A 23,306-nucleotide genomic window follows, 5' to 3' on the forward strand; every position below is an offset into this window, starting at 1 on the left:
GCGCGCGCACCAGCCGGCGGCCGCGCACCAGCCGACGACGATACCAGCCGGGTTCAGCCGGCGATGAGGTCGCGCTGGGCGGGCAGCAGCCGGTCCATCGCGCCGACGTCGTCGGCGGCGGCCAGGCCGAGGACGTCGACGCTGGCCAGGTGGCTGCCGTAGCCGACGTAGCAGCGCTGGTAGTAGCTCTCCCCCGCCTGGAACCAGAAGCAGGGGGCGTCGGGGATCGAGGGCAGCGTGAACCGGGTGCCGCCGAGCTCGGCGCCCTCGAGCTCGGCGAACGTCGTGTAGACGGCGTTGGTCTCCGCCGACGTCGGGAAGGCGTACAGCGCCACCGCGTAGCTGAGCTCGTCCTCGTCGGACTGCTTGGCGTAGAAGCCGCGGAACCCGTTGGCCGACAGCAGGTCGCGCTCCCGGGCCGGGTCGATCGCCAGCCGCAGGTAGCCCTCGAGGTCGTAGGGGCCGGAGAAGTCGGTGAGGTCGCCGGGCGGGTCGAGGGTCAGCGACTGCAGGCCGACCGGGTCGGTGGGCAGCGTGGGCACCTGCGCCTGCGGCGTGGGCGTGAAGCCCTGCAGCAGCCCGACCTGGTCGGTCATCAGCCGGCCGACGTCGTCGAGGCCCTGGCCGGGGCCGGTGCTGTGGTACGCGTAGGCGAGCATCCGGCCGACCGGCACGAACGCCTGGACGACGTCCTCCCCGCCGCCCTCCTGCAGCAGCACCTCGCCGTCGACGCCGGGGATCTCGGCCTCCTGGTAGCCGCCGGCCTGGTCGGCGGCGAGCTCCGCGGCCGCCCGCCGCGCGGACTCGGGGTCGGACAGCTCGGCGACCACGGTCAGGGTGCCGGCGCCGCCGGCGGGGTCGCTGTTGCACTGGCCCCACGCGGTGACGAAGCCCCAGCGGTCGAGGATCGGGCCCGCGGTCCCGGTGCCGAAGTAGGCGGCGTCGAGGGCGCCGGAGTCGCTCCACGGCCCGGACGGGAAGCAGGTGTCCGTCCGCGCCGGGAAGGTGGTCTGCACCAGCGAGGTCACCGAGGCGATGCGGTGGGCCTCGAGCAGGGTGCCGACGGTGGGCTCGGGGGCGGGCGTGACGTCGACGGGCGGCCCGGACGGCGTCGTCGTCGCCGGGGGCTCGCTCGTCGTCGGCGCGGCAGCGGCCGGCGGGGTCGCCGTCCCGCTCACCGTGGTCGTGCACCCGGCCAGCAGCACCGCCGCGGCCACCGCGGCGCCCGCAGCGCCCCGCCGTCCCCGTGTCCCCGTCACGGGCCGGGAGCCTAGGGGCCGACGTCCTCGCAGGTCACGCACCCGGGGACGCGGGAGGGGCCGGGCGCACCGTGCACCCGGCCCCTCCGTCGTGCCGTCCGGTCAGCGGGCGGCGGTCACCGCGGCGAGCGCGTCGACCCCACGCGCGAAGGCAGGCGTCCCGGATCGGGTCCGTGCAGGTGGGGCGGTCAGGCGACCCGGTGCAGCAGCCCGGTCTCGACGTCGTAGACGGTGCCGCAGATCTCCTTGGACAGGAGGAACGGGCTCTCCTGCAGCAGCCGGATCGACTCGCGGACGTCCTCGTCGGCGTCGGTGAACGTGCGCGCGGGCCACGGCGGCCGGACCCCGGTGGCCTGCTCGACCAGGTCGGCGAACGAGGCGTCGTCGGTCTTCTGCAGGCCGCAGTCGGTGTGGTGCACCAGCACGATCTCGCGGGTGCCGAGCACGTGCTGGGAGATGGTCAGCGAGCGGATGGTGTCCTCGGTGACCACGCCGCCGGCGTTGCGGATCACGTGCGCGTCGCCCACGGCCAGGCCGAGCAGCGGGAACAGCGGCATCCGCGAGTCCATGCAGGCGACGACGGCGACCTTGCGCGCCGGGGCCACCGGCAGCCCGCCCTGGAAGTCGCGGGCCCACTCCTCGTTGGCGGCCAGCATCCGCTCGTACTCGGCCACGCGGGCACTCCTCTCGTGTGGTGAGGCAGGGAAGTCCTCCGCACGTCTCGGGCGCGCGGACGTGGGGACAGCTTCCTATGCCGCCACCACGCGCTCGCGGGCGACCTGGCCGGCGAGCGCCGCCGGGGAGAGGTCCGGGCGGCCGCCGAGCCGCCGGACGGTGAGCGTGGCCGCCGCCGAGGCGGTCCGGGCGGCCTCGGCCGGGCCGGCGCCGCCGAGCAGCGCGGCGACCAGCCCGGCGACCCAGGCGTCCCCGCCGCCGGTCGGGTCGACGGGGTCGGGATCGGACAGCGGCACGCGGACCACCCCGTCGGCCGGCCAGTCCGCGCCGCCCGTGGCCCGCGACCCGCCGGCGCGCCAGGCGACCACCTCGCCGTCGGCACCCGCGGACAGCACCACCAGCCGCGGGCCGGCCGCCCGGAGCTCGAGCGCGGCCTCCCGGACGGCGTCGACGCCGTCGAGGTCCCGGCCGACCAGCAGCGCGGCCTCCTCCGCGTCGGCGCGCAGCACGGCGGCGCGGGCGAGCAGCGCGTCCCGGGTGGCGTCGTCCGCGGGGGCGCCGTCGGCGACGACGAGGGCGTCCGGGCGGGCCAGGTCCAGCGCCGCGCGCACCGCCTCCCCCGGCTGCTGCAGCTGCAGCGACAGCGCCTGGCACCCGGCCACCAGGTCGGCGGCCGCGGCGACGTCGTCGGCGGCGAGCAGCACGCCGTCCGGGACGTCCTCGAGCAGCCGGCGCGCGCCCCCGCGCCCCACCACGTCGACCAGCAGCGCGGAGGGGACGCCCGGCCGCCGGCACACGCCGGACACCTCCACGCCGTCGGCCCGCGCCTGCGCGAGCAGCGGGTCGCCGTCGTCCCCCACCACGGCGACCAGCGCCACCGGGACGCCCAGCTGGGCCAGTGCCACCGCTTGGTTGGCGCCCTTGCCGCCGAGCACCTCGACCCGGCGGAGCACCTCCGCCGAGCCGCCCGCGGACGGCAGCCGCCCGACCTGCAGCACCAGGTCCCGCCCCGCCTGCCCGAGCACCACGACGTCGGTCACCCGGCCCACGCTGCCCGCGGCGCCGGGCACCCGCCAGCCGGGCCGGGGCCCATCCGCCAGGATGACCGGGTGCGCACGGTCGAGGAACACCAGGCGGTGGTCGCCGCCCTGCTCGCCCCGCTCGGCGAGGAGGAGGTGCCGCTGGCCGCGGCGCACGGCCGGGTGCTGGCCCGCGACGTCGTCGCGGAGGTGCCGCTGCCCGGCTTCGACAACTCGGCGATGGACGGCTATGCCGCCCGGTCCGCCGAGCTCGGCGCGCTGCCCGCCCGGCTGCCGGTGGCCGACGACGTCCCGGCCGGCCGCACCGACGTCGTCCCCCTCGCCCCGGGCACCGTGCAGCGGATCATGACGGGCGCGCTGCTGCCGCCGGGCGCCGACGTCGTGGTCCCCGTGGAGCTGACCGACGCCGCGACCGACGCCGTCGAGATCCGCGACGCGCCCGCGGCCGGCACCCACCTGCGCCGCGCCGGGGAGGACATCACCGCGGGCACCGTCGCGCTGGAGGCCGGCAGCCCGCTGGGCGCCGCGCAGCTCGGCCTGGCCGCCGCGGTGGGCGCCCGGACGCTGTGGGTGCGCCGCCGCCCGCGGGTGCTGGTGCTGTCCACCGGCAGCGAGCTGGTCGAGCCGGGCGAGCCGCTGCTGCCCGGGCAGGTGTACGAGTCGAACTCGCTGCTGCTGTGCGCCGCGGTCGAGGACGCCGGCGGCACCGCGCGGCGGCTGCACTTCGTGCCCGACGACGTCGGCCAGTTCCTCGCCACCGTGCGCGCCGAGCTGGCCGACGCGGACCTGCTGGTCACCAGCGGCGGCGTGAGCGCCGGCGCCTACGAGGTGGTCAAGGACGCGTTCGGCGCGCTCGGCACGGTCGAGTTCGTCAAGGTCGCGATGCAGCCGGGCGGCCCGCAGGGCGCGGGCACCGTCGACGGCGTCCCCGTGGTCACGCTGCCGGGCAACCCGGTGAGCTCGTTCGTGTCCTTCGAGGTGTTCGTCCGCCCGGCGCTGCGCCGGGCGCTCGGGCACGCCGCGCCCGGCCGGCTGCGCGCGCCCGCGGTGCTCACCGCGCCGCTGCGCTCCCCCGCCGGACGCCGCCAGTTCCTCCGCGGCCGCTACGACGCCGGCCGCGTCTCCCAGGTCGGCGGGCCCGGCTCGCACCTGGTCGCCCACCTGGCCCGGGCCAACTGCCTGGTCGTCGTGCCCGAGGACGTCACCGAGCTGCCCGCGGGCGCCGAGGTCGACGTCGTCCTGATCGAGGGAGCGCTGCAGTGACCGACCGCCTCACCCACGTCGACGAGCGGGGCGCCGCCCGGATGGTCGACGTCTCGGCCAAGCCGGTGACCGCCCGCGAGGCCACCGCCGCCGGGCGGGTGCTGATCAGCCCCGAGGTGGTGGCGCTGCTGCGCGGCGAGGGCGTGCCCAAGGGCGACGCCGTGGCCGTCGCGCGGATCGCCGGCATCGCCGGGGCCAAGCGGACGCCGGACCTCGTGCCGCTGTGCCACCCGATCGCGCTGCACGGCGTCACCGTCGACGTCGAGGTCGCCGACGACGCCGTGGAGATCACCGCCACCGCCCGCACCGCCGACCGCACCGGCGTCGAGATGGAGGCGCTGACCTCGGTCGCCGTCGCCGGACTGACGGTGATCGACATGGTCAAGGCCGTGGACCCGCGGGCCTCGATCACCGACGTGCGGCTGCTGGCCAAGTCCGGCGGCAAGAGCGGCGAGTGGCGGCGGTGAGCGAGCTCCCCGTGGGCGCCCGCGCCGTCGTCGTCACCGCGTCCAACCGCGCCTCGGCCGGGGTCTACGAGGACCGCAGCGGGCAGGCACTGGCCGAGGGGCTGCGCTCGCTCGGGTTCGCCGTCGAGGGCCCGCACGTGCGGCCCGACGACGTCGAGGCGCTGGCCGCGGTGATCCGCGAGGCGGTCGCGTCCGGCGCCGACGTCGTCCTCACCACCGGCGGCACCGGCCTGTCCCCCACCGACGTCACGCCCGAGGCCACCCGCGCGGTGGTCGAGCGCGACGCGCCGGGCATCGCCGATGCCGTCCGCCGCGCCGGGGAGGCACAGGTGCCCACGTCGGTGCTCTCCCGCGGCGTGGCCGGCACCGCGGGGCGCACCCTGGTGGTCAACCTGCCCGGCTCCACCGGCGGGGTGCGCGACGGGCTCGCCGTCCTCGGGCCGCTCCTCCCCCACGCGGTGTCCCAGCTGCGGGGCGGCGACCACTGAGGCGCGTCCCGGTGTTCCTCGACGGCGAGGACATCGAGTGCTGCCTCGCGGTGCCCTCGGTCGGGGAGGCCGTGCGGTGGTCGCTGATCTGGTCCGACGAACCGGACCACCCCGCCGCGGTCGACGTGCCGTGGACCGGGACGGAGCTCCGGCTCGGCGACGAGGAGAGCCGGCACATCGGTGTGGCGTCGGGGTTCGTGCTGACCGCGGGCCGGGTCTCGGCGTGGTGGCGGGGCGCCGGCGGACGGGCGCTGCCGCTGCGCGGCGTCCTGTCCGTCGGTGTCCACGGCTTCGTGCCGGAGGCCGTCCCCCCGACGCGCGGCCGGGCCGGGGAGGTGTCCCTCGTCATCGGGACCGACCGGGAGACCGGGCGGGGCCACTGGGAGGCGGTCCCCGACGCGACGGCCACCTGGCCGATCGCCGAGGGCGGTGGGTGGGACGACCGGGAGGAGTTCGCCGCGCTGGCCGGCCCGCTGCCCGCGGGGCACGAGCGCAGCCCGCGAGGTGTGCTCGTCGTCGTCGACGTGACCCGCTGACCTAGTCCTCGAGGACGATGCGCTCCTGGCGGCTGTAGACGTTGCACCCGTCGCCGCGGAGGAAGCCCACCAGCGTGATGCCGACGTCGGCGGCCAGCTCCACCGCCAGCGACGACGGCGCCGACACCGCGGCCAGCACCGGGATGCCGGCCATCGCCGCCTTCTGCGTCAGCTCGAAGCTGGCCCGGCCGCTGACCATGAGCACGTGCCCGGCCAGCGGCATCCGGCCTGCGCGCAGCGCGTCGCCGACGACCTTGTCCACCGCGTTGTGCCGGCCGACGTCCTCGCGCAGCGCCACCAGCTCGCCGTCGGCGGTGAACAGCCCCGCCGCGTGCAGGCCGCCGGTCTTGGTGAACACCTCCTGCGCCGCCCGCAGCCGGTCGGGCAGCGCCAGCAGCGTGGCCAGCTCCAGCCGGGTGCCGTCGCCGGCGACGTCGTACCGCGTGCGGGTGCGGATCGCGTCGATGCTCGCCTTGCCGCAGACGCCGCACGAGCTCGAGGTGAGGAAGTTGCGGTCCAGCGCGGTGTCCGGCGGCTCGACGCCGGGCGCCAGGTCGACGTCGACGACGTTGTAGGTGTTGCGGCCCTCGGCGTCCACCGAGTCGCAGTAGCGCAGCCCGGCGACGTCCTCGACGCCGCCGATGACGCCCTCGGTGGCCAGGAAGCCGTGCACCAGGTCGAAGTCGGCGCCGGGCGTGCGCATGGTGACCGCCAGCGGCGACCCGGCCAGCCGGATCTCCAGGGGCTCCTCGGCGGCCACCGTGTCGGGCCGGGTGGTGCGCACGGGGCCCCGGATGCGCAGCACGGGGGTGCGGCTGGTGACTCGTCCCACGAACGGGGACGGTACCCACGCGCGGCCCCTACGGTCGGACCGTGACCGCGCCGGACCCGCTCCCGCCCTACGCGGCGGTGGTCCTGGCCGGCGGCCGCGCGGCCCGGCTGGGCGGGCAGGCCAAGCCGCAGCTCGAGGTCGGCGGCCGGACGATGCTCGCGGCCGTCCTCGCCGCGGTCCCCGACGCCGCGCCGCGGGTCGTCGTCGGGCCGCCGCAGCCGGTCCCCGACGGCGTCCGCGTCGTCCGGGAGCGGCCGCCCGGCGGCGGGCCGGTCGCGGCGATGCGCGCGGGGCTCGCCGCCGTCGACACCCCGGTGGTCGCCGTCCTCGCCGGTGACCTGCCGTTCGTGACCCCCGCGCTGGTCCGCGACCTGCGGGCGCGGCTGACCGCCGACGGCGTCCTGGTCGTCGACGACGCCGGCCGCGACCAGTACCTGCTCGGCGTCTGGCGCACCGCGGCCCTCGGGGCGGCCGTGGCCGATGCGGACGGCCCGGTGCCGGTCCGCCGGGTGGTCGGGCGGCTGACGGTCACCCGGTGGTCCCCGCCCCGCGAGCCGGGCACCCCGCCACCGTGGACCGACTGCGACACCCCCGCCGATCTCGCCCGGGCCCGCAGGGACGCCGGCGGGTGACCGCCCCGGCCGCCGGGTGGTAGGACGGCGGCATGCGCGTCGTCATCGCCGGTGCCCACGGTCAGGTCGCCCGCCGCCTCGGCCGGCTGCTCGCCGGGCGTGGGGACACCGTCCTCGGCATCGTCCGCAACCCCGACCACGCCGCCGACCTCGAGGCCGACGGTGTCACGCCCGCGGTGCTCGACCTGGAGTCCGCCTCGGTCGACGACGTCGCGGAGGTCGTCCGCGGCGCCGACGCCGTCGTGTTCGCCGCAGGCGCCGGGCCGGGCAGCGGCGCGGAGCGCAAGCACACCGTCGACCACGGCGCCGCGGTCCTGCTGGCCGACGCCGCCGAGCGCGCCGGCGTCCGCCCCTACCTGCTGGTGTCCTCGATGGGCGTCGAGCAGGCCCGCCAGGGGACGCCGAGGGGCATGGACCCGGTGTTCGCCGTCTACCTGCAGGCCAAGTTGCGCGCCGAGGACGTCATCCTGCCGCGCACCGCGCTGGACACCGTCATCGTCCGGCCCGGGCGGCTCACCGACGAGCCCGGCACCGGCCGGGTCACCCTCGCCCACGGCGTGGAGTACGGCGAGGTCCCCCGCGACGACGTCGCCGCGGTCCTGCTGGCCTTCCTCGACTCGGGCAAGACGAACGAGGTCGTGGAGCTGGTGTCCGGCGACACCCCCGTCGCCGACGCCGTGGCCGCACTGCCGTGATCGTCGAGTTCCGGCTCCTCGGCGCCCTCCAGGGCGTCCCCGAGCGTGCGAGGGGACGCAGAAGAGGGTCCTTCCACTAGTCCCGGCGGGCGCGGGTGACCAGCGCGCGGGCGGCGAGGTCGGCGTCGTCCGGGTAGTCGACCCGCACCAGCGTCAGCCCTCCGGGCGGGGCGACGACGACCTCGCCCGCCCGCTCCCGGCGGTCGAGCAGGCCGGCGGGCCACTCCGGCGCCCGGCGCCCCTCCCCGACCGCGACCAGCGAGCCGACGAGGCTCCGCACCATCGAGTGGCAGAAGGCGTCCGCGGAGGCCCGGACGGTCACCAGGTCGCCGTCGCGGGCCACGGCCAGCTCCAGCAGCGTGCGGACGGTCGTGGCGCCCTCCCGGCGGCGGCAGAAGGCGGCGAAGTCGTGCTCGCCGGTCATCAGGCGGGCGGCGGCGTCCATCGCGGCGGCGTCGAGCCGGCGGGGCCAGCCCACGGTGTCCGCCCGGCGCAGCGGCGGCGGTCCGGCGTCGCTGTCGGTGAGCCGGTAGACGTAGTGCCGCGCCAGCGCGCCGAAGCGGGCGTCGAAGCCCGGCGGCGCCTCGGCGACGGCGGGCACCGCCACGTCCGGCGGCAGCAGCCCGCGCAGCCGGCGGACCAGGCGCTCGCGCTGCTCCTCCCAGGCGGCGCGCGGGACGTCGGCGTGCGCGACCTGGCCGGTGGCGTGCACGCCGGCGTCGGTGCGGCCGGCCACGGTGAGCTCGACCGGCGCGCGCAGCACGGTGGCCAGCGCGGACTCCAGCTCGCCCTGCACGGTGCGCCGGCCGGGCTGGCGGGCCCACCCGGAGAAGTCGGTCCCGTCGTAGGCGACGGACAGCCGGAGACGGACGAGCCCGCCCCCGGGATCGGGAACGGGCTCGTCGCGGTGGTGCTCGGTGTTCAGCAGCGGGTCACTTCGGGTCGGGCGCGGACTCGCCGCCGGGGGCGTGGGTGCCCGCGGTCGCGGCGTCCCCGATCTCGGCGGCCTCGATCTCGGCGGCCGCCGCGGCGGCCACGTCCGGGGACAGCGCCGGGTCCTCGACCACGGCCAGGTTCTCGGCCTTGGGCTCGGGGGTGACGTCGCCGTCGTCCTGGCGCTCGCCGTCCGGGTTGTAGAGGTCGGTCACGACCTCCTGCGCCTCGGCGTCGACCTCACCGGAGGTCACGGCCGGCGAGGTGTCGCCACCGGGACCGGTGGTCTCGCCTTCGAAGGTCGCGCCCTGGTCGCCGCCGCCGGCGGAGACCCCGGCCGCGCCGGCGTCGCCGCCCTGGCCCGGCTGCTCGGTCACTTGGAGCCGTCCGCGTCCTCGGCCGCGTCCTCGGCCGGGGCCTCGGCGTCGGCGGCCACGGCGGTGTCGTCGGCGTCGGTGGCCTCGGCCTCGGTCGCGTCGGCGTCCGTGGTCTCGGCGGTCTCGTCGGCCGCGGTGGTGTCCTCGTCGGCCGCGGCGGTCTCGACGGCGTCCGCGGTGACCTCACCGGAGGCGGCGGCCGCGCCGGCGCCGGCGGCGAAGCGGGTGCCGCGGGCGCGCTCGGCCTCACCGACGGCCTGCTGGGCCACGGTCAGCGCCTCGACGAGCTCGATGACGGCCATGGGGGCGTTGTCGCCCTTGCGCGGGCCGACCTTGGTGATGCGGGTGTAGCCGCCGGGCCGGTTCTCGAAGCGCGGGCCGATCTCGGCGAACAGGTGGTGGACGACGTCCTTGTCCCGGATGACCGTCATCACCTGGCGGCGCGCGTGCAGGTCACCGCGCTTGGCGAAGGTGACCAGCTTCTCGGCGAACGGGCGCAGCCGCTTCGCCTTCGCCTCGGTGGTGGTGATCCGCCCGTGCTCGAACAGCGACGTGGCCAGGTTCGCCAGCATCAGCCGCTCGTGGGAGGCGGACCCGCCGAGACGGGGGCCCTTGGTGGGGGTGGGCATGTCGGTCCTTCCTCAGGCGGCCGGGCGGGCGTGTGCCGGCTGCATCCAGGTGGTGCTGTCGTCGCTGTGTCAGTGTGGCGGACCCGCCTCAGCCGGGCCCACGCGGTCCGGCCGGGCGGCGGTCGTCCCGCCGCCCGGCCGGTGCAGCGTCAGAGCTGCTCGGTCTCCTGGTAGGAGCCCTCGTCGTACTGGACCTGCCCGTACTCGGTGCCGTACTCGCCGTGGCCCTGGTAGGCGTCGGTCTCGTAGCCCTCGTCGTAGCTCTCGACCGACGTCGGGATGAACCCGGGCGGGCTGTCCTTGAGCGCCAGGCCCATGGCCGCCAGCTTCATCTTGACCTCGTCGATCGACTTGGCCCCGAAGTTGCGGATGTCGAGCAGGTCGGCCTCGGAGCGGGTGACCAGCTCGCCGACGGTGTGCACGCCCTCGCGCTTGAGGCAGTTGTAGGACCGGACGGTGAGGTCCATGTCCTCGATCGGCATCGAGAAGTTCGCGATGTCGGCGGCCTCGGCCGGGCTGGGCCCGACCTCGATGCCCTCGGCGTCGACGTTCAGCTCGCGCAGCAGGCCGAACAGCTCGACCAGCGTGGAGCCGGCGGAGGCGATGGCGTCCCGCGGGGCGATCGAGGGCTTGGTCTCGACGTCGACCACGAGGCGGTCGAAGTCGGTGCGCTGCTCGACGCGGGTGGCCTCGACGGCGTAGGTGACCTTGAGGACCGGCGAGTAGATCGAGTCGACCGGGATGCGGCCGATCTCCTGGCCGGGCTGCTTGTTCTGCGGCGCCGGGACGTAGCCGCGGCCCCGCTCGACGACCAGCTCGATCTCGAGGCGGCCCTTGCCGTTGAGGGTGGCGATGTGCAGGTCGGGGTTGTGCACCTCGACACCGGCCGGGGGCGCGATGTCGGCGGCGGTGACCTCACCCGGGCCCTGCTTGCGCAGGTACATGGTCACCGGCTCGTCGGAGTCGGAGCTGACGACCAGGCCCTTGAGGTTGAGGATGATCTCGGTGACGTCCTCCTTGACCCCGGGCACGGTGGTGAACTCGTGCAGGGTGCCCTCGATCCGGATGCTGGTGACGGCAGCGCCGGGGATCGAGGACAGGAGGGTGCGGCGCAGCGAGTTGCCGAGGGTGTAGCCGAAGCCGGGCTCGAGCGGCTCGATGACGAACCGCGAGCGCTGCTCGGTGAGGGTCTCCTCGGTCAGCGTCGGACGCTGTGCGATGAGCATCGTGTGTTCTCCCTTGGGTCCTCCGGCGCCCGCCATATGACGCCGTGAGGGGGTGGTGCGGGCCCCGGCGGACATCGGTCCGCCCGCCGGGGCCGGGTGGTGCTGTGGTGCTGCGAGCCCTTACTTGGAGTAGAGCTCGACGATCAGCTGCTCCTGCACCGGGGTGTCGATCACCTGGCGGGCCGGGACGCTGTGCACGACGGCGCGCAGCTGGCCGCTGATGACCTCCAGCCACGGCGGCACGGGGCGCTCGCCGGCGCGGGCCTGGGCGATCTCGAAGGGCACCATCCGCCGCGACTTCTCGGCGACCTCGATGATGTCGTTCGCGCTGACCCGGTAGGACGGGATGTCGACCTTGCGGCCGTTCACCCGGATGTGGCCGTGCTTGACCAGCTGGCGGGCCATGTCGCGGCTCTCGCCCCAGCCGGCCCGGTACACGACGTTGTCCAGGCGGGACTCGAGGATCTGCAGCAGGACCTCACCGGTCTTGCCGGTCTTGCGGTTGGCCTCCTCGTAGTAGCCGCGGAACTGCTTCTCGAGGACGCCGTAGATGCGGCGGGCCTTCTGCTTCTCGCGCAGCTGCAGGAGGTACTCGCTGTCCTTGCTGCGGCCCCGGCCGTGCTCGCCCGGCGGGTAGGGCCGGATCTCGATCGGGCACTTCGGGGACTCGCACTTGCTGCCCTTGAGGAACAGCTTCATCTTCTCGCGCCGGCAGAGGCGGCAGTCGGCTCCGGCGTAACGGGCCACGTCAGGTACTCCTCGTTCTTCTCGTCAGTGGCCGGTCAGACCCGGCGGCGCTTCTTCGGGCGGCAGCCGTTGTGCGGCTGCGGCGTCACGTCCTGGATCTGCCCCACCTCGAGGCCGGTGGCCTGCAGCGAGCGGATCGCGGTCTCGCGGCCCGAGCCCGGGCCCTTCACGAAGACGTCGACCTTGCGCATGCCGTGCTCCTGGGCCTTGCGCGCGGCGTTCTCGGCGGCCATCTGGGCGGCGAACGGCGTCGACTTGCGCGAGCCCTTGAAGCCGACGTGGCCGGCGGAGGCCCAGCTGATCACGTTGCCGGTCGGGTCGGTGATCGACACGATCGTGTTGTTGAACGTGCTCTTGATGTGCGCGGCGCCGTGGGCGACGTTCTTCTTCTCCTTGCGGCGGACCTTCTTGGCACCAGCCGCGGCGCGAGCCCTGGGAGGCATGTCTCTCCGGTTTCCTTCTGAGCGTTCAGTGGCCAGGTGAGCACGAGGGGCGCACCGTCGCTCCCGCCCTCACGGGTCGTGCGACAGCGCGCCTCACGGCTTACTTCTTGCCGGCCTTCTTCTTGCCGGCGATGGTCTTGCGCGGGCCCTTGCTGGAGCGCGCGTTGGTGCGGGTGCGCTGACCGTGCACGGGCAGGCCACGACGGTGGCGCAGGCCCTGGTAGCAGCCGATCTCCACCTTGCGGCGGATGTCGGCGGCCACCTCGCGGCGGAGGTCACCCTCGACGCGGAAGTGCTCGTCGATGTAGTCGCGCAGCTTGAGCAGGTCCTCGTCGGAGAGGTCCTTGGCCCGCAGGTCGGGGCTCACGCCGGTCGCCGCGAGGGTCTCCTTGGCGTGGGTCTTGCCGATCCCGTAGATGTAGGTGAGCGCGATCTCCATCCGCTTCTCGCGGGGCAGGTCGACGCCGGCCAGTCGTGCCATGTCTCAGGTACTCCCTCAGCCCTGCCGCTGCTTGTGGCGGGCGTTGTCGCAGATGACCATGACCCGGCCGTGCCGGCGGATCACCTTGCACTTGTCGCAGATCTTCTTCACCGACGGCTGGACCTTCACCGGTGCCGCCCCTCATTCCTGTCGATCGATGGCCGCCCACGCGGCACCCGGAGGTGCCCCGCGCCGGCGGCGGTCACTTGTAGCGGTAGACGATGCGACCGCGGGTCAGGTCGTAGGGCGAGAGCTCCACGACGACGCGGTCCTCGGGCAGGATGCGGATGTAGTGCTGGCGCATCTTGCCGCTGATGTGGGCGAGCACCCGGTGCCCGTTCTGCAACTCGACCCGGAACATCGCGTTGGGCAGCGGCTCGACGACGCGACCCTCGACCTCGATGGCCCCGTCCTTCTTCGCCATGCCCGACACGGCCTCCCTGACTCGGTGGTGCTGGTTGGTGTGGTGCTGGAGTCGCATGCGACCGCGCCGGATGCCGGCCGGGTCGTACGCGGTGGTTGCAGACCAGGTGGTGCAGGCGCTCCCGCGAGGGCGTCCCGGGTCGTGCGGCCACAGCACGACGACAGGACGGCGCGAACGCCGTCGTTCACTGTACCCCGCCGCAGCGGGGGGCTCCAACCCGGCCTCCGTCACAACGGAACGCCCCGGGTGGCCCCTCGCAGGGTCCCACCACGGGCTCGCGAGTGGTGGGGGCGAGGGGGTCCTCGCTCAGGTGCGCGGGGTGATCCCGAAGGGGGCCAGGCCCGCGACGCCGCCGTCCTCCGCCGTCAGGACCCAGGGCCCCTCGGGGGTGATGGCGACGGTGTGCTCGAAGTGGGCGGCCCGGGAGCCGTCCTTGGTCACCACGGTCCAGCCGTCCTCGAGCTCGGCGGTCGCCGGGTCGCCCACGGTCACCATGGGCTCGATGGCCAGCGCCAGGCCGGGGACCAGCCGCGGGCCGCGGCCGGGCCGGCCGTAGTTGAGGACGTGCGGGTCCTGGTGCATCTCGGTCCCGATGCCGTGCCCGCCGTAGTGGTCGACGATCCCGTAGGGGTGCGCCTCGGCGGTGATGGCCTGCTCGACCGCGGAGCTGATGTCGGTCAGCCGGCCACCGGCCACCGCCCTCGCCAGGCCGGCCCACATGGACCGTTCGGTGACGGCGATGAGCGCGGCGTCCTCGGCCGACGGTGGCCCGACGGTCACGGTGACCGCCGAGTCGCCGTGCCAGCCGTCCAGGATCGCGCCGCAGTCGATGGAGATGTTGTCCCCCTCGGCGAGGGCGCGCTCCGGGTTCGGGATGCCGTGCACGACCTCGTCGTTGATCGACGCGCAGATGCTGCCGGTGAAGCCGTGGTAGCCGAGGAACGACGGGATCGCCCCGGAGGACCGGATGACGTCCTCGGCGATCGCGTCCAGCTCCCCGGTGGTCACGCCGGGGCGGACCGCCGCGCGGACCGCGGCGATCGCCTCGGCGACGACGAGGCCGGCACCGCGCATGAGCTCGATCTCGTGCGGTGTCTTGATCTGGATCATGCGTCCACTCCACTTCGCCAGCAGCGGGAGGCGGGTCAGGATCCCGGCCGACATCGGCGGCGCCGTTCCCTCAGCTGTCGCTCGGCTGCCCGGACTGCACGGGCCGGCCCAGGGCGGTCATCACCCGGGCGGTGACCTCCTCGATGGTGCCGATCGCGTCGATGCGCGACAGCAGCCCCTCGCCCTCGTAGAACCCGGACAGCGGGGCGGTCTGTTCCCGGTAGACCCGGAGGCGGTGCCGCACGGTCTCGGGCCGGTCGTCGTCGCGCTGCACCCACTCGCCGTCGACGAGCATACGGCGGCCGGAGAGCCGGCGGACCAGCTCCTCCTCCTCGACGACCAGCTCGACGACGCGGTCCAGCCCGTGCCCCAGCTCCTCGAGGGAGCCGCGCAGCTGCTCGGCCTGGGCGATCGTGCGGGGGAAGCCGTCGAGCAGGAAGCCGGCCTTGGCGTCGGGCTCGGCGAGCCGGTCCCTGACCATCGCGACGGTGATCTCGTCGGGGACGAGGTCACCGGCGTCCATGAAGACCTTGGCCTTGCGACCGAGCTCGGTCTGACCGCTCACGTTGGCGCGGAAGATGTCGCCCGTGGAGATGGCGGGCACCCCGAGCTGGCCGGCGATGATCTGGGCCTGGGTCCCCTTGCCGGCTCCCGGCGGGCCCAGCAGCACGATGCGCACTACTTCAGGAACCCTTCGTAGTTGCGCTGGTTGAGCTGCGTCTCGATCTGCTTCACGGTCTCCAAGCCCACTCCCACCATGATCAGCACTGCGGTCCCGCCGAACGGGAAGTTCTGGTTCGCCCCCTGCTGCGTGATCGACAGGAAGAAGTTCGGCAGCACCGCGACGATCCCGAGGTAGATCGACCCGGGCAGGGTGATCCGGGACAGCACGTACTGCAGGTACTCCGCCGTCGGCCGACCCGGGCGGATGCCGGGGATGAAGCCGCCGTAGCGCTTCATGTCGTCGGCCCGCTCCTCCGGGTTGAAGGTGATCGACACGTAGAAGTACGTGAAGAACACGATCAGGCCGAAGTACAGCGCGACGTGCACCGGGCTGCTCTGGTCGATGACGTAGTTCTCGAAGAACTGCCGGACCGGGCCGGTCTCGTCACCCTGGAGCTGGGTGATCAGCTGCGGGAGGTAGAGCAGCGACGAGGCGAAGATGACCGGGATGACGCCGGCCTGGTTCACCTTGAGCGGGAGGTAGGTGGAGGTGCCGCCGTACATGCGGCGGCCGACCATGCGCTTGGCGTACTGGACCGGGATCCGTCTCTGCGCCTGCTCGACGTAGACGACGGCCCCGATGATCAGCAGGGCGAAGGCGCAGACGACGGCGAAGACGACGCCGCCGCGGGTCTGCAGGATCGAGCCGCCCTCGGCGGGGATGCGGGCCGCGATCGAGGTGAAGATCAGCACGGACATGCCGTTGCCGATCCCCTTCTCGGTGAGCAGCTCGCCGAGCCACATGATCACCGCGGTGCCGGCGGTCAGGGCGACCACGAGCACGACCGTCGTCCAGATGCTGTCCGACGGGATGATGTCCTGCTGGCAGCCGGGGAACAGCTGGCCGCTGCGGGCCAGGGCGATGATGCCGGTGCTCTGCAGGACCGCCAGGGCGATCGTCAGGTAGCGGGTGTACTGGGTCAGCTTCTGCTGGCCCGACTGCCCTTCCTTCTTCAGCTGCTCGAACCGCGGGATCACCACGACCAGCAGCTGCACGATGATGCTGGCGGTGATGTACGGCATGATCCCCAGCGCGAAGATCGACAGCCGGAGCAGCGCCCCGCCGGAGAACAGGTTCACCAGCGAGTAGACGTCGCGCTGGCTGCCCGCCTGCGCCTGCTCGAGACAGCTGTTGATCGCCTCGACGGAGACCCCCGGGCCGGGCACCGAGGCGCCCAGCCGGTACACGGCGATGATCGCCAGGGAGAACAGCAACTTGCGCCGGAGGTCTGGCGTCCGGAACGCCGCGGCGAACGCCTGCAGCACGTGCCCTCCCCTGCTCGGTCGGATGAGGTTAGCAACGACGGGGGTCGCGCCGGTCACAGCCTCCCTCACCGGTGGCACACCGGCGGGCGGGGCGGTCGGCTCCCCGGGGCCCGGGCGCGGGTGCGCACGGGCCGGACAGCAGACGACCCCCGGGGCGATGGGGCACCCGGGGGTCGTCGGCGGTCAGATGCGGGTGGTGCTGCCCCCGGCCGCGGCGATCTTCTCGGCGGCGGAGGCCGAGAAGGCGTGCGCGTGCACGGTGACCTGGACGCCGCCCAGGTCACCGGTGCCGAGGACCTTCACCGGCTGGCCACGGCGGACCGCGCCGGCGTCGGCGAGCGTGTCGGGGTCGACGTGCCCGCCCTGCGGGAACAGGGACGCGATCCGGTCGAGGTTGACGACCTGGAAGACGACCTTGTTCCGGTTCTTGAAGCCGGACATCTTGGGCAGCCGCATGTGCAGCGGCGTCTGGCCGCCCTCGAAGCGCGCGGACGTGTTGCCGCGCGCCCCGGTGCCCTTGGTGCCGCGACCGGCGGTCTTGCCCTTGGAGCCCTCACCCCGGCCGACGCGCGTCTTGGGGGTGTGGGCGCCCGGGGCCGGACGCAGGTGGTGGACCTTGAGAGTCATGACGAGTCCCTGCTCAGATCTCTTCGACGGCGACGAGGTGCGTCACCGTGGCGACCATCCCGCGGATCTCGGGACGGTCCTCCTGCACGACCGTGTCGTTGATCCGCTTGAGGCCCAGGGACCGCAGCGTCTGCCGCTGGTTGGGCTTCGTGCCGATCGCCGACCGGACCTGGGTCACCTTCAGCTGCGCCATGTCAGACCCCCTGGCCCGCACGCGCCCGCAGCATGGCGGCCGGGGCGACGTCCTCGAGGGGCAGCCCGCGGCGGGCGGCGATCTCCTCGGGGCGGACGAGCTCCTTCAGCGCCTGCATGGTGGCGTGCACGATGTTGATCGGGTTCGACGAGCCGAGGCTCTTCGAGAGCACGTCGTGGATGCCGGCGCACTCGAGGACGGCGCGCACCGGGCCACCGGCGATGACACCGGTACCGGGGCTGGCCGGCTTGAGCAGCACGACACCGGCAGCGGCCTCACCCTGCACCGGGTGCGGGATGGTGCTGGCGATGCGCGGCACCTTGTAGAAGTGCTTCTTGGCCTCCTCGACGCCCTTGGCGATCGCCGCGGGCACCTCCTTGGCCTTGCCGTAGCCGACGCCCACGGTGCCGTCACCGTCGCCGACGATCACCAGGGCGGTGAAGCTGAAGCGCCGACCGCCCTTGACGACCTTCGACACGCGGTTGATGGCCACCACGCGCTCGATGTAGTTGCTCTTCTCGGCAGGCGCGCCGCCGGGCCCCCGCCCGCCGTCACGACGGTCGCGGCGGTCGTTGCCGCCGCCGGCGCCGCCGCCGCGTCGCTGTGGTCCTGGCATCAGACGTCCCTCTCGATCTGCTGGTTGGCGGTGCTGCTCATCAGAAGTCCAGCCCGCCCTCACGCGCGCCGTCGGCCAGCGCGGCGATGCGGCCCTGGTAGCGGTTGCCCCCGCGGTCGAACACGACCTTGGTGATGCCGGCGGCCTGGGCGCGCTCGGCGACCAGGGCGCCCACCCGGCGGGCCAGGGCGGACTTGTCGCCCTCGGCGCCGCGCAGGCCGGCGTCGAGCGTCGAGGCGCTCACCAGCGTACGGCCGGCGGTGTCGTCCACGACCTGCACGTGGATGTGCCGCGTGCTGCGGTTGACCACCATGCGCGGGCGCTCCGGCGTGCCGGAGACCCGCTTGCGGAGCCGGTTGTGGCGGCGCAGCCGCGAGACGCGGCGCGCGGTGCTGATGTCGGTGCCGACGGGCGTGTGCACCCGAGCGGCCTTCTCGGTCTGTGCCATCACTTACCCGTCTTCCCGACCTTGCGCTTGACGACCTCGCCCTGGTAGCGGACGCCCTTGCCCTTGTACGGGTCGGGCTTGCGGAGGCCGCGGATGTTGGCGGCCACCTGGCCGACCTGCTGCTTGTCGATGCCGGTCACCCGCAGGCGGGTGGGCGACTCGACGGTGAAGGTGATGCCCTCAGGGGCACGCACCGGCACCGGGTGGCTGTAGCCGAGCGCGAACTCCAGGTCCGAGCCGCGGGCCTGGACGCGGTAGCCGACGCCGACGATCTCGAGGGTCTTGGTGTAGCCCTCGGTGACGCCGGTGATCATGTTGGCGATCAGGGTGCGGGACAGGCCGTGCAGCGCCCGGCTCTCGCGCTCGTCGTTGGGCCGCTGGACGCTCAGCGTGCCGTCCTCGCCCCGGGCGACCGTGATGGGCGCCGCGACGGTGTGGGACAGGGTGCCCTTGGGGCCCTTCACGCTGACCGTCTGGCCGTCGATGGTGACGTCCACGCCACCGGGCACGGGAACCGGCAGTCGTCCGATCCGTGACATCTCGCTCGCTCCTCTTACCAGACGTAGGCGAGGACTTCCCCGCCCACGCCCTTCTTGGTCGCCTGCCGGTCGGTCAGCAGCCCGGTCGAGGTGGAGATGATGGCCACCCCGAGGCCGCCCAGGACCTTCGGCAGGGCGTTCGACTTCGCGTAGACCCGCAGGCCCGGCTTGGACACCCGGCGCACCCCGGCGATGCTGCGCTCGCGGTTGGGGCCGAACTTCAGGTCGATCACCAGCTCCTTGCGGGTGGCGCCGTCCTTCTCGACGTCCTCCACGCGCCAGCCGGCGATGTAGCCCTCCTGCTGGAGGATCTCGGCGATGTGCGTCTTGAGCTTCGACGACGGCATGCGCGTCGAGTCGTGGTAGGCCGTGTTCGCGTTGCGCAACCGCGTGAGCATGTCCGCGATCGGGTCGGTCATCGTCATGGGTGTCGTGCCTCTCTCGCCGCGGTTCCTCACGCGTCCCTCGCGTGGGCCTCTCGGCGACCGGTGGTGCTGGGGACCCGCCCCGCGCGGTCAGCGCGCGGGGCGGGGACTGCGGACTACCAGCTGGACTTGCTCACACCCGGCAGCTCGCCGGCGTGCGCCATCTCCCGCAGGCAGATCCGGCACAGGCCGAACTTGCGGAAGACCGAGTGCGGACGACCGCACCGCTGGCAGCGGGTGTAGCCGCGGACCGCGAACTTGGGCTTGCGGGCCGCCTTGTTGATCAGCGCCTTCTTGGCCATCTGTCTGTCTCCTCGGCCCGGCTCAGCGGATGGTGGTGACGACGGGCTGGCCGGCGAACGGGAAGCCCAGGAGGCGGAGCAGCTCGCGACCCTCCTCGTCGTTCGTGGCGGTGGTGACGAGCGTGATGTCCATGCCGCGCGGACGGTCGATCTTGTCGACGTCGATCTCGCGGAACATCGACTGCTCGGTCAGCCCGAACGTGTAGTTGCCGTGCCCGTCGAACTGCTTGGCGTTCAGGCCGCGGAAGTCGCGGATGCGGGGCAGGGCCAGCGCCAGGAGCCGGTCGAGGAACTCCCACATGCGGTCCCCGCGGAGGGTGACCTTGGCGCCGATCGGCATGCCCTCGCGCAGCTTGAACTGGGCGATGGACTTGCGGGCCCGGACGACGGCCGGACGCTGGCCGGTGATGGCGGTGAGGTCGCGGACCGCGCCGTCCATCAGCTTGGCGTCGCGGGTCGCCTCGCCGACGCCCATGTTGACGACGATCTTCGTCAGCCGCGGGATCTGCATGACGTTCTCGAAGCCGAACTCCTCCTGGAGGGCCGGCACGATCGACTCGCGGTAGTGCGCCAGCAGGCGCGGGAGCTCACGGGTGGGTGCAGTCATCGTCAGAGGTCCTTACCGGTCCGCCGCGACACCCGGATGTTGCGGCCTTCCTCGTCCTGGCGGTAACCGACCCGGGTCGGCGTCCCCTCGGAGTCGATCACCATCACGTTGCTGACGTGGATGGGAGCCTCCTGGGTGACGATGCCGCCCTGCTGCGCGCCCCGCTGGTTCGAGCTGATGCGGGTGTGCTTCTTGACGCGGCCGACGCCCTCGACGAGGACCTTCTGCAGCTTGGGGTAGGCGGCGATCACGCGACCCTTGGCGCCCTTGTCCTTGCCGGACAGGACCACCACGGTGTCGCCCTTCTTCACCTTCATGCTCGGCGTCTTGGCCGGCGTGGTCTTCTTGGCAGCCATGGTCAGAGCACCTCCGGGGCGAGCGAGATGATCCGCATGAAGCGCTTGTCGCGCAGCTCGCGGCCGACGGGACCGAAGATGCGCGTACCGCGCGGGTCGCCGCTGTCGCGGATGATGACCGCGGCGTTCTCGTCGAAGCGGATGTAGGAGCCGTCGGGACGACGACGCTCCTTCCGCGTGCGGACGACGACGGCCTTGACGACGTCGCCGCGCTTGACGCCGGCACCGGGCAGCGCGTCCTTGACGGTCGCCACGATGACGTCGCCGATGCCGGCGTAGCGCCGCCCGGAACCGCCGAGCACCCGGATGCAGAGGATCTCCTTCGCACCGGTGTTGTCGGCGACCCGGAGCCGCGACTCCTGCTGGATCACGTCCTACTCCCAATCTCAGTGGTGACAGCCGGGCCGGAACGGTGAACCGGCTGTCCGGTACCCACGCGCGGACGCACCGGCGACTGATGCCGCCGGTGCGTCCGACACGGGTACCGGGATGTGGCGCTCACCCGGAGGGGCGCCAGTCGTCCAGGGTACCCGGTCCCGCGACCCGCCCCGCAGGGCGTGGGTCACAGGGCCCGCGGACCCCCGACGGGTGTTACTTGGCCTTCTCGAGGACCTCGACCAGCCGCCACCGCTTGGTGGCCGACAGCGGCCGGGTCTCCATGATCTGCACGCGGTCGCCGATGCCGGCGACCCCCTGCTCGTCGTGGGCCTTCAGCTTGCTGGTGCGACGGAGGACCTTGCCGTAGAGGCCGTGCTTCACGCGGTCCTCGACCTCGACGACGATGGTCTTGTCCATCTTGTCGCTGACCACGAGGCCCTCGCGGACCTTGCGGTAGCCGCGGCCGGCCAGGCCGGGGCCGCTGGCGACAGCGGTGTTCTCGGGCTCGCTCATGCCACACCCTCGTTCGGGGCGACCGAGAGACCCAGCTCGCGCTCGCGCATGATCGTGTAGATCCGGGCGATGTCGCGGCGGACGGTCTGCAGTCGCCGGTTGTTGTCCAGCTGGCCGGTGGCCACCTGGAAGCGCAGGTTGAACAACTCTTCCTTGTGCTCACGCAGCCGCGTGGCGAGCTCCTCGGCCGAGAGCTCGCGCAGCTCCGGGGCGGTCAGACCGGCGGCCATCACACCTCTCCTTCACGCGTGATGAAGCGAGCCTTCATGGGCAGCTTGTGGATGGCGCGGCGCATGGCCTCGCGGGCCACCGACTCCGGGACACCCGACAGCTCGAACATGACGCGGCCCGGCTTGACGTTGGCGACCCACCACTCCGGGGAGCCCTTGCCGGAACCCATGCGGGTCTCGGCCGGCTTCTTGGTGAGCGGGCGGTCCGGGTAGATCGTGATCCAGACCTTGCCGCCACGGCGGATGTGCCGGGTCATGGCGATACGGGCGGACTCGATCTGCCGGTTGGTCACGTACGCCGGCTCGAGGGCCTGGATGGCGTACTCACCGAAGTTGATCGCCGTGCCGCCCTTGGCCCGGCCGGAGCGGTCCGGGTGGTGCTGCTTGCGGTGCTTGACGCGCCGGGGGATCAGCACGTGTCAGCCCTCCGTGTTCTCGGTCGCGGTCGTCTCGGCCGCGGCGGTCGCCTCGGGGCCGGCGGCCTCGGCGACGGTCTGCTCGGGCGCGACCTCACCCGAGGTCACGGCCACGGTGCTGTCGGCGGCGGTCTCCGGACCGGTCGACGTCTCGGCGGCGGCGCGGCCGGCCTCGGTGCCACCGGCGGTGGTGCCGCTGGAGCCCGACCGGCGGGGGCGCTGCGGGCGCTCCCGGCGCTGCTGCCGGGCGGCGAGGGCCTCGAGGGCCTCGCGCTCGGCACGCGAGCCGCTGACGTCGCCCTTGTAGATCCACACCTTCACGCCGATGCGGCCGAAGGTGGTGCGGGCCTCGTACAGGCCGTAGTCGATGTTCGCCCGGAGGGTGTGCAGCGGCACGCGACCCTCGCGGTAGAACTCCGACCGGCTCATCTCGGTGCCGCCCAGGCGCCCGGAGCACTGCACCCGGATGCCCTTGACCTGCGGGCTGCGCTGGGCCGACTGCATGGCCTTGCGCATGGCGCGGCGGAAGCTGACGCGGCTGGACAGCTGCTCGGCCACGGCCTGGGCCACGAGCTGGGCGTCGGCCTCGGGGTTCTTGACCTCGAGGATGTTCAGCTGCACCTGCTTGCCGGTGAGCTTCTCCAGCTCGCCGCGGATGCGGTCGGCCTCGGCGCCGCGGCGGCCGATGACGATGCCCGGCCGGGCGGTGTGGATGTCGACCCGGACCCGGTCACGGGTGCGCTCGATCTCCACCTTCGAGATGCCGGCGCGCTCCATGCCCTTGGTCATGAGCTTGCGGATGGCCACGTCTTCCTTGACGTAGTCCTTGTACAGCTTGTCGGCGTACCACCGGGACTTGTAGTCGGTGGTGATGCCGAGGCGGAACCCGTGCGGGTTGACCTTCTGACCCACTAGCGGGTCCCTCCCCTCGTGTTGGAGCGCTGCTGCGTGCCCTGCTGCTGCGTCGCCGGGCCGGACTGGCCGGTGCGGCGACGGGCGGTGCGGGACTTGCCGGCGAGCTCGGCGCTGGAGCCGACCTCGCTCACCTCGACGGTGATGTGGCTGGTCCGCTTGTTGATGCGGTAGGCGCGGCCCTGGGCGCGCGGCCGGATCCGCTTCATGGTCGGGCCCTCGTCGACGTAGGCGGCGCTGACGACCAGCGCGGCCGGGTCCAGCCGCAGGTTGTGCTCGGCGTTGGCGACGGCGCTGGCGACGACCTTGGCCACCGGCTCGCTGGCCGACTGCGGGGCGAACCGCAGGAGGGCCAGGGCCTCGTCGGTGGGCAGGTAGCGGATGAGGTCCACCACCCGGCGTGCCTTCATGGGGGTGACGCGGACGCCGCGGGCGACGGCCCGGGCGACCTGCGTCTCCTCTCCCAGCTGGGAAGTCATCTCAAGTCTCTCTCTCGGG

37 protein-coding genes are annotated in these 23,306 nt (G+C 73.6%); 6 read left to right on the top strand and 31 right to left on the bottom strand.

The window, feature by feature from the left end; genetic code table 11:
• Positions 1-53 precede the first annotated feature (53 nt).
• From ACI79B_RS18360 to ACI79B_RS18370, 3 genes are all read right to left on the bottom strand, one after another.
• Complete coding sequence (locus tag ACI79B_RS18360; protein WP_456929477.1) at positions 54-1,259, bottom strand: DUF7373 family lipoprotein; 1,206 nt, start codon at positions 1,257-1,259, stop codon at positions 54-56.
• A 188-nt stretch (positions 1,260-1,447) separates the two neighbouring features.
• Positions 1,448-1,933: a beta-class carbonic anhydrase gene (locus ACI79B_RS18365; RefSeq protein WP_456929478.1), complete on the bottom strand. Its 486-nt coding sequence runs from the start codon at positions 1,931-1,933 to the stop codon at positions 1,448-1,450.
• Between the two features lie 75 nt (positions 1,934-2,008).
• On the bottom strand, positions 2,009-2,974 hold the full coding sequence (locus ACI79B_RS18370; RefSeq protein WP_456929479.1) for a PfkB family carbohydrate kinase: 966 nt from the start codon (positions 2,972-2,974) through the stop codon (positions 2,009-2,011).
• A gap of 69 nt (positions 2,975-3,043) precedes the next feature.
• On the opposite strand from ACI79B_RS18370, the gene moeA reads away from it, so the two are divergent.
• Genes moeA through ACI79B_RS18390 form a run of 4 tightly spaced genes read left to right on the top strand, consistent with a single transcriptional unit; the run spans position 3,044 to position 5,728 of the window.
• Positions 3,044-4,237: a molybdopterin molybdotransferase MoeA gene (gene moeA / locus ACI79B_RS18375; protein WP_456929480.1), complete on the top strand. Its 1,194-nt coding sequence runs from the start codon at positions 3,044-3,046 to the stop codon at positions 4,235-4,237.
• Positions 4,234-4,704, top strand: a complete 471-nt coding sequence (gene moaC, locus ACI79B_RS18380; protein WP_456929481.1) for a cyclic pyranopterin monophosphate synthase MoaC — start codon at positions 4,234-4,236, stop codon at positions 4,702-4,704. The genes moeA and moaC overlap by 4 nt, the downstream gene beginning before the upstream one ends.
• Positions 4,701-5,192, top strand: a complete 492-nt coding sequence (locus ACI79B_RS18385; RefSeq protein WP_456929482.1) for a MogA/MoaB family molybdenum cofactor biosynthesis protein — start codon at positions 4,701-4,703, stop codon at positions 5,190-5,192. The genes moaC and ACI79B_RS18385 overlap by 4 nt, the downstream gene beginning before the upstream one ends.
• An 11-nt stretch (positions 5,193-5,203) precedes the next feature.
• A complete protein-coding gene (locus ACI79B_RS18390; RefSeq protein ID WP_456929483.1) occupies positions 5,204-5,728 on the top strand; it encodes a hypothetical protein in 525 nt (174 codons plus the stop codon).
• A 1-nt stretch (position 5,729) separates the two neighbouring features.
• Here ACI79B_RS18390 and fdhD read toward each other — a convergent pair whose 3' ends face one another.
• Entirely contained in the window at positions 5,730-6,560 is an 831-nt protein-coding gene (gene fdhD / locus ACI79B_RS18395) for a formate dehydrogenase accessory sulfurtransferase FdhD (protein ID WP_456929484.1), read from the bottom strand.
• Positions 6,561-6,601: 41 nt separating this feature from the next.
• Between fdhD and mobA the strand changes: the two genes are divergently transcribed.
• Both mobA and ACI79B_RS18405 read left to right on the top strand, forming a co-directional pair.
• Entirely contained in the window at positions 6,602-7,192 is a 591-nt protein-coding gene (mobA, locus tag ACI79B_RS18400) for a molybdenum cofactor guanylyltransferase (protein WP_456929485.1), read from the top strand.
• A 32-nt stretch (positions 7,193-7,224) separates the two neighbouring features.
• Positions 7,225-7,887 carry an NAD(P)H-binding protein gene (locus ACI79B_RS18405; protein WP_456929486.1) on the top strand — a complete coding sequence of 221 codons (663 nt, stop codon included), beginning with the start codon at positions 7,225-7,227 and terminating at the stop codon, positions 7,885-7,887.
• A gap of 76 nt (positions 7,888-7,963) precedes the next feature.
• Here the strand turns inward: ACI79B_RS18405 and truA are convergent, their stop codons facing one another.
• The 27 genes from truA to rplV all read right to left on the bottom strand — a co-directional run bounded on the left by truA (position 7,964) and on the right by rplV (position 23,287).
• Positions 7,964-8,815: a tRNA pseudouridine(38-40) synthase TruA gene (gene truA, locus ACI79B_RS18410; protein ID WP_456929538.1), complete on the bottom strand. Its 852-nt coding sequence runs from the start codon at positions 8,813-8,815 to the stop codon at positions 7,964-7,966.
• Positions 8,816-8,819: 4 nt separating this feature from the next.
• Entirely contained in the window at positions 8,820-9,197 is a 378-nt protein-coding gene (locus tag ACI79B_RS18415) for a hypothetical protein (RefSeq protein ID WP_456929487.1), read from the bottom strand.
• Positions 9,194-9,826 carry a 50S ribosomal protein L17 gene (gene rplQ, locus ACI79B_RS18420; RefSeq protein ID WP_456929488.1) on the bottom strand — a complete coding sequence of 211 codons (633 nt, stop codon included), beginning with the start codon at positions 9,824-9,826 and terminating at the stop codon, positions 9,194-9,196. The genes ACI79B_RS18415 and rplQ overlap by 4 nt, the downstream gene beginning before the upstream one ends.
• Before the next feature lie 149 nt (positions 9,827-9,975).
• Positions 9,976-11,052, bottom strand: coding sequence for a DNA-directed RNA polymerase subunit alpha (locus tag ACI79B_RS18425; RefSeq protein ID WP_456929489.1), 1,077 nt, complete (start codon positions 11,050-11,052; stop codon positions 9,976-9,978).
• A 120-nt stretch (positions 11,053-11,172) separates the two neighbouring features.
• Positions 11,173-11,799 (bottom strand): 30S ribosomal protein S4, encoded by a 627-nt coding sequence (rpsD, locus tag ACI79B_RS18430; RefSeq protein WP_456929490.1) that lies wholly within the window; start codon positions 11,797-11,799, stop codon positions 11,173-11,175.
• Between the two features lie 35 nt (positions 11,800-11,834).
• On the bottom strand, positions 11,835-12,242 hold the full coding sequence (gene rpsK, locus ACI79B_RS18435; protein ID WP_012950456.1) for a 30S ribosomal protein S11: 408 nt from the start codon (positions 12,240-12,242) through the stop codon (positions 11,835-11,837).
• A gap of 100 nt (positions 12,243-12,342) precedes the next feature.
• Positions 12,343-12,723, bottom strand: coding sequence for a 30S ribosomal protein S13 (gene rpsM / locus ACI79B_RS18440; RefSeq protein ID WP_456548794.1), 381 nt, complete (start codon positions 12,721-12,723; stop codon positions 12,343-12,345).
• A 15-nt stretch (positions 12,724-12,738) separates the two neighbouring features.
• Positions 12,739-12,852, bottom strand: coding sequence for a 50S ribosomal protein L36 (gene rpmJ / locus ACI79B_RS18445; RefSeq protein ID WP_012950458.1), 114 nt, complete (start codon positions 12,850-12,852; stop codon positions 12,739-12,741).
• A gap of 73 nt (positions 12,853-12,925) precedes the next feature.
• Complete coding sequence (gene infA, locus ACI79B_RS18450; RefSeq protein ID WP_012950459.1) at positions 12,926-13,147, bottom strand: translation initiation factor IF-1; 222 nt, start codon at positions 13,145-13,147, stop codon at positions 12,926-12,928.
• 306 nt (positions 13,148-13,453) lie between these two features.
• Complete coding sequence (map, locus tag ACI79B_RS18455; protein ID WP_456929491.1) at positions 13,454-14,257, bottom strand: type I methionyl aminopeptidase; 804 nt, start codon at positions 14,255-14,257, stop codon at positions 13,454-13,456.
• Between the two features lie 70 nt (positions 14,258-14,327).
• The gene (locus tag ACI79B_RS18460) at positions 14,328-14,936 is read right to left on the bottom strand and encodes an adenylate kinase (RefSeq protein WP_456929492.1); all 609 of its coding nucleotides are present in this window, start codon (positions 14,934-14,936) and stop codon (positions 14,328-14,330) included.
• Positions 14,936-16,246 (bottom strand): preprotein translocase subunit SecY, encoded by a 1,311-nt coding sequence (gene secY, locus ACI79B_RS18465; protein WP_456929493.1) that lies wholly within the window; start codon positions 16,244-16,246, stop codon positions 14,936-14,938. Before secY ends, ACI79B_RS18460 begins: the two co-directional genes overlap by 1 nt.
• A 183-nt stretch (positions 16,247-16,429) precedes the next feature.
• A complete protein-coding gene (gene rplO, locus ACI79B_RS18470) occupies positions 16,430-16,873 on the bottom strand; it encodes a 50S ribosomal protein L15 (protein ID WP_456929494.1) in 444 nt (147 codons plus the stop codon).
• A gap of 13 nt (positions 16,874-16,886) precedes the next feature.
• Positions 16,887-17,066: a 50S ribosomal protein L30 gene (gene rpmD / locus ACI79B_RS18475; protein ID WP_387987725.1), complete on the bottom strand. Its 180-nt coding sequence runs from the start codon at positions 17,064-17,066 to the stop codon at positions 16,887-16,889.
• 1 nt (position 17,067) lies between these two features.
• The gene (gene rpsE / locus ACI79B_RS18480; protein ID WP_387987727.1) at positions 17,068-17,682 is read right to left on the bottom strand and encodes a 30S ribosomal protein S5; all 615 of its coding nucleotides are present in this window, start codon (positions 17,680-17,682) and stop codon (positions 17,068-17,070) included.
• Between the two features lie 40 nt (positions 17,683-17,722).
• A complete protein-coding gene (gene rplR, locus ACI79B_RS18485) occupies positions 17,723-18,130 on the bottom strand; it encodes a 50S ribosomal protein L18 (RefSeq protein ID WP_456929495.1) in 408 nt (135 codons plus the stop codon).
• Entirely contained in the window at positions 18,130-18,669 is a 540-nt protein-coding gene (gene rplF / locus ACI79B_RS18490) for a 50S ribosomal protein L6 (RefSeq protein ID WP_456929496.1), read from the bottom strand. Before rplF ends, rplR begins: the two co-directional genes overlap by 1 nt.
• A 14-nt stretch (positions 18,670-18,683) precedes the next feature.
• On the bottom strand, positions 18,684-19,088 hold the full coding sequence (gene rpsH / locus ACI79B_RS18495) for a 30S ribosomal protein S8 (RefSeq protein ID WP_456901390.1): 405 nt from the start codon (positions 19,086-19,088) through the stop codon (positions 18,684-18,686).
• A 122-nt stretch (positions 19,089-19,210) separates the two neighbouring features.
• The gene (locus ACI79B_RS18500) at positions 19,211-19,396 is read right to left on the bottom strand and encodes a type Z 30S ribosomal protein S14 (protein WP_012950469.1); all 186 of its coding nucleotides are present in this window, start codon (positions 19,394-19,396) and stop codon (positions 19,211-19,213) included.
• A 22-nt stretch (positions 19,397-19,418) separates the two neighbouring features.
• Positions 19,419-20,003, bottom strand: coding sequence for a 50S ribosomal protein L5 (gene rplE / locus ACI79B_RS18505; protein ID WP_387987736.1), 585 nt, complete (start codon positions 20,001-20,003; stop codon positions 19,419-19,421).
• Positions 20,004-20,005: 2 nt separating this feature from the next.
• Positions 20,006-20,359 carry a 50S ribosomal protein L24 gene (rplX, locus tag ACI79B_RS18510; RefSeq protein WP_456929497.1) on the bottom strand — a complete coding sequence of 118 codons (354 nt, stop codon included), beginning with the start codon at positions 20,357-20,359 and terminating at the stop codon, positions 20,006-20,008.
• Positions 20,360-20,361: 2 nt separating this feature from the next.
• A complete protein-coding gene (gene rplN, locus ACI79B_RS18515; RefSeq protein WP_387987738.1) occupies positions 20,362-20,730 on the bottom strand; it encodes a 50S ribosomal protein L14 in 369 nt (122 codons plus the stop codon).
• A gap of 220 nt (positions 20,731-20,950) precedes the next feature.
• On the bottom strand, positions 20,951-21,250 hold the full coding sequence (rpsQ, locus tag ACI79B_RS18520; protein ID WP_369202793.1) for a 30S ribosomal protein S17: 300 nt from the start codon (positions 21,248-21,250) through the stop codon (positions 20,951-20,953).
• Positions 21,247-21,480 (bottom strand): 50S ribosomal protein L29, encoded by a 234-nt coding sequence (rpmC, locus tag ACI79B_RS18525; protein WP_387987741.1) that lies wholly within the window; start codon positions 21,478-21,480, stop codon positions 21,247-21,249. The genes rpsQ and rpmC overlap by 4 nt, the downstream gene beginning before the upstream one ends.
• The gene (rplP, locus tag ACI79B_RS18530) at positions 21,480-21,896 is read right to left on the bottom strand and encodes a 50S ribosomal protein L16 (RefSeq protein WP_387987743.1); all 417 of its coding nucleotides are present in this window, start codon (positions 21,894-21,896) and stop codon (positions 21,480-21,482) included. The genes rpmC and rplP overlap by 1 nt, the downstream gene beginning before the upstream one ends.
• 3 nt (positions 21,897-21,899) lie before the next feature.
• A complete protein-coding gene (gene rpsC, locus ACI79B_RS18535; protein ID WP_456929498.1) occupies positions 21,900-22,808 on the bottom strand; it encodes a 30S ribosomal protein S3 in 909 nt (302 codons plus the stop codon).
• Positions 22,808-23,287 (bottom strand): 50S ribosomal protein L22, encoded by a 480-nt coding sequence (gene rplV, locus ACI79B_RS18540; RefSeq protein WP_456929499.1) that lies wholly within the window; start codon positions 23,285-23,287, stop codon positions 22,808-22,810. The genes rpsC and rplV overlap by 1 nt, the downstream gene beginning before the upstream one ends.
• Between the last annotated feature and the right edge of the window lie 19 nt (positions 23,288-23,306).

It is taken from the genome of Geodermatophilus sp. SYSU D00879 (assembly GCF_054050375.1).

Excerpts from the sequence above, each read along its gene's own strand:
- map (WP_456929491.1), bottom strand. The coding sequence starts at position 14,257 with ATGATCCAGATCAAGACACCGCACGAGATCGAGCTCATGCGCGGTGCC.
- rpsK (WP_012950456.1), bottom strand. The coding sequence starts at position 12,242 with ATGCCTCCCAGGGCTCGCGCCGCGGCTGGTGCCAAGAAGGTCCGCCGC.
- rplR (WP_456929495.1), bottom strand. The coding sequence starts at position 18,130 with ATGGCACAGACCGAGAAGGCCGCTCGGGTGCACACGCCCGTCGGCACC.
- rpmD (WP_387987725.1), bottom strand. The coding sequence starts at position 17,066 with ATGGCGCAGCTGAAGGTGACCCAGGTCCGGTCGGCGATCGGCACGAAG.
- infA (WP_012950459.1), bottom strand. The coding sequence starts at position 13,147 with ATGGCGAAGAAGGACGGGGCCATCGAGGTCGAGGGTCGCGTCGTCGAG.
- rpsQ (WP_369202793.1), bottom strand. The coding sequence starts at position 21,250 with ATGAGCGAGCCCGAGAACACCGCTGTCGCCAGCGGCCCCGGCCTGGCC.
- ACI79B_RS18425 (WP_456929489.1), bottom strand. The coding sequence starts at position 11,052 with ATGCTCATCGCACAGCGTCCGACGCTGACCGAGGAGACCCTCACCGAG.
- rpsE (WP_387987727.1), bottom strand. The coding sequence starts at position 17,682 with ATGCCAGGACCACAGCGACGCGGCGGCGGCGCCGGCGGCGGCAACGAC.
- rplO (WP_456929494.1), bottom strand. The coding sequence starts at position 16,873 with ATGACTCTCAAGGTCCACCACCTGCGTCCGGCCCCGGGCGCCCACACC.
- ACI79B_RS18405 (WP_456929486.1), top strand. The coding sequence starts at position 7,225 with ATGCGCGTCGTCATCGCCGGTGCCCACGGTCAGGTCGCCCGCCGCCTC.
- rpsH (WP_456901390.1), bottom strand. The coding sequence starts at position 19,088 with ATGACCGACCCGATCGCGGACATGCTCACGCGGTTGCGCAACGCGAAC.
- rplF (WP_456929496.1), bottom strand. The coding sequence starts at position 18,669 with ATGTCACGGATCGGACGACTGCCGGTTCCCGTGCCCGGTGGCGTGGAC.
- rplX (WP_456929497.1), bottom strand. The coding sequence starts at position 20,359 with ATGGCTGCCAAGAAGACCACGCCGGCCAAGACGCCGAGCATGAAGGTG.
- rpsM (WP_456548794.1), bottom strand. The coding sequence starts at position 12,723 with ATGGCACGACTGGCCGGCGTCGACCTGCCCCGCGAGAAGCGGATGGAG.
- rpmC (WP_387987741.1), bottom strand. The coding sequence starts at position 21,480 with ATGGCCGCCGGTCTGACCGCCCCGGAGCTGCGCGAGCTCTCGGCCGAG.
- rplE (WP_387987736.1), bottom strand. The coding sequence starts at position 20,003 with ATGACTGCACCCACCCGTGAGCTCCCGCGCCTGCTGGCGCACTACCGC.
- rplQ (WP_456929488.1), bottom strand. The coding sequence starts at position 9,826 with ATGCCCACCCCCACCAAGGGCCCCCGTCTCGGCGGGTCCGCCTCCCAC.
- ACI79B_RS18500 (WP_012950469.1), bottom strand. The coding sequence starts at position 19,396 with ATGGCCAAGAAGGCGCTGATCAACAAGGCGGCCCGCAAGCCCAAGTTC.
- rplV (WP_456929499.1), bottom strand. The coding sequence starts at position 23,287 with ATGACTTCCCAGCTGGGAGAGGAGACGCAGGTCGCCCGGGCCGTCGCC.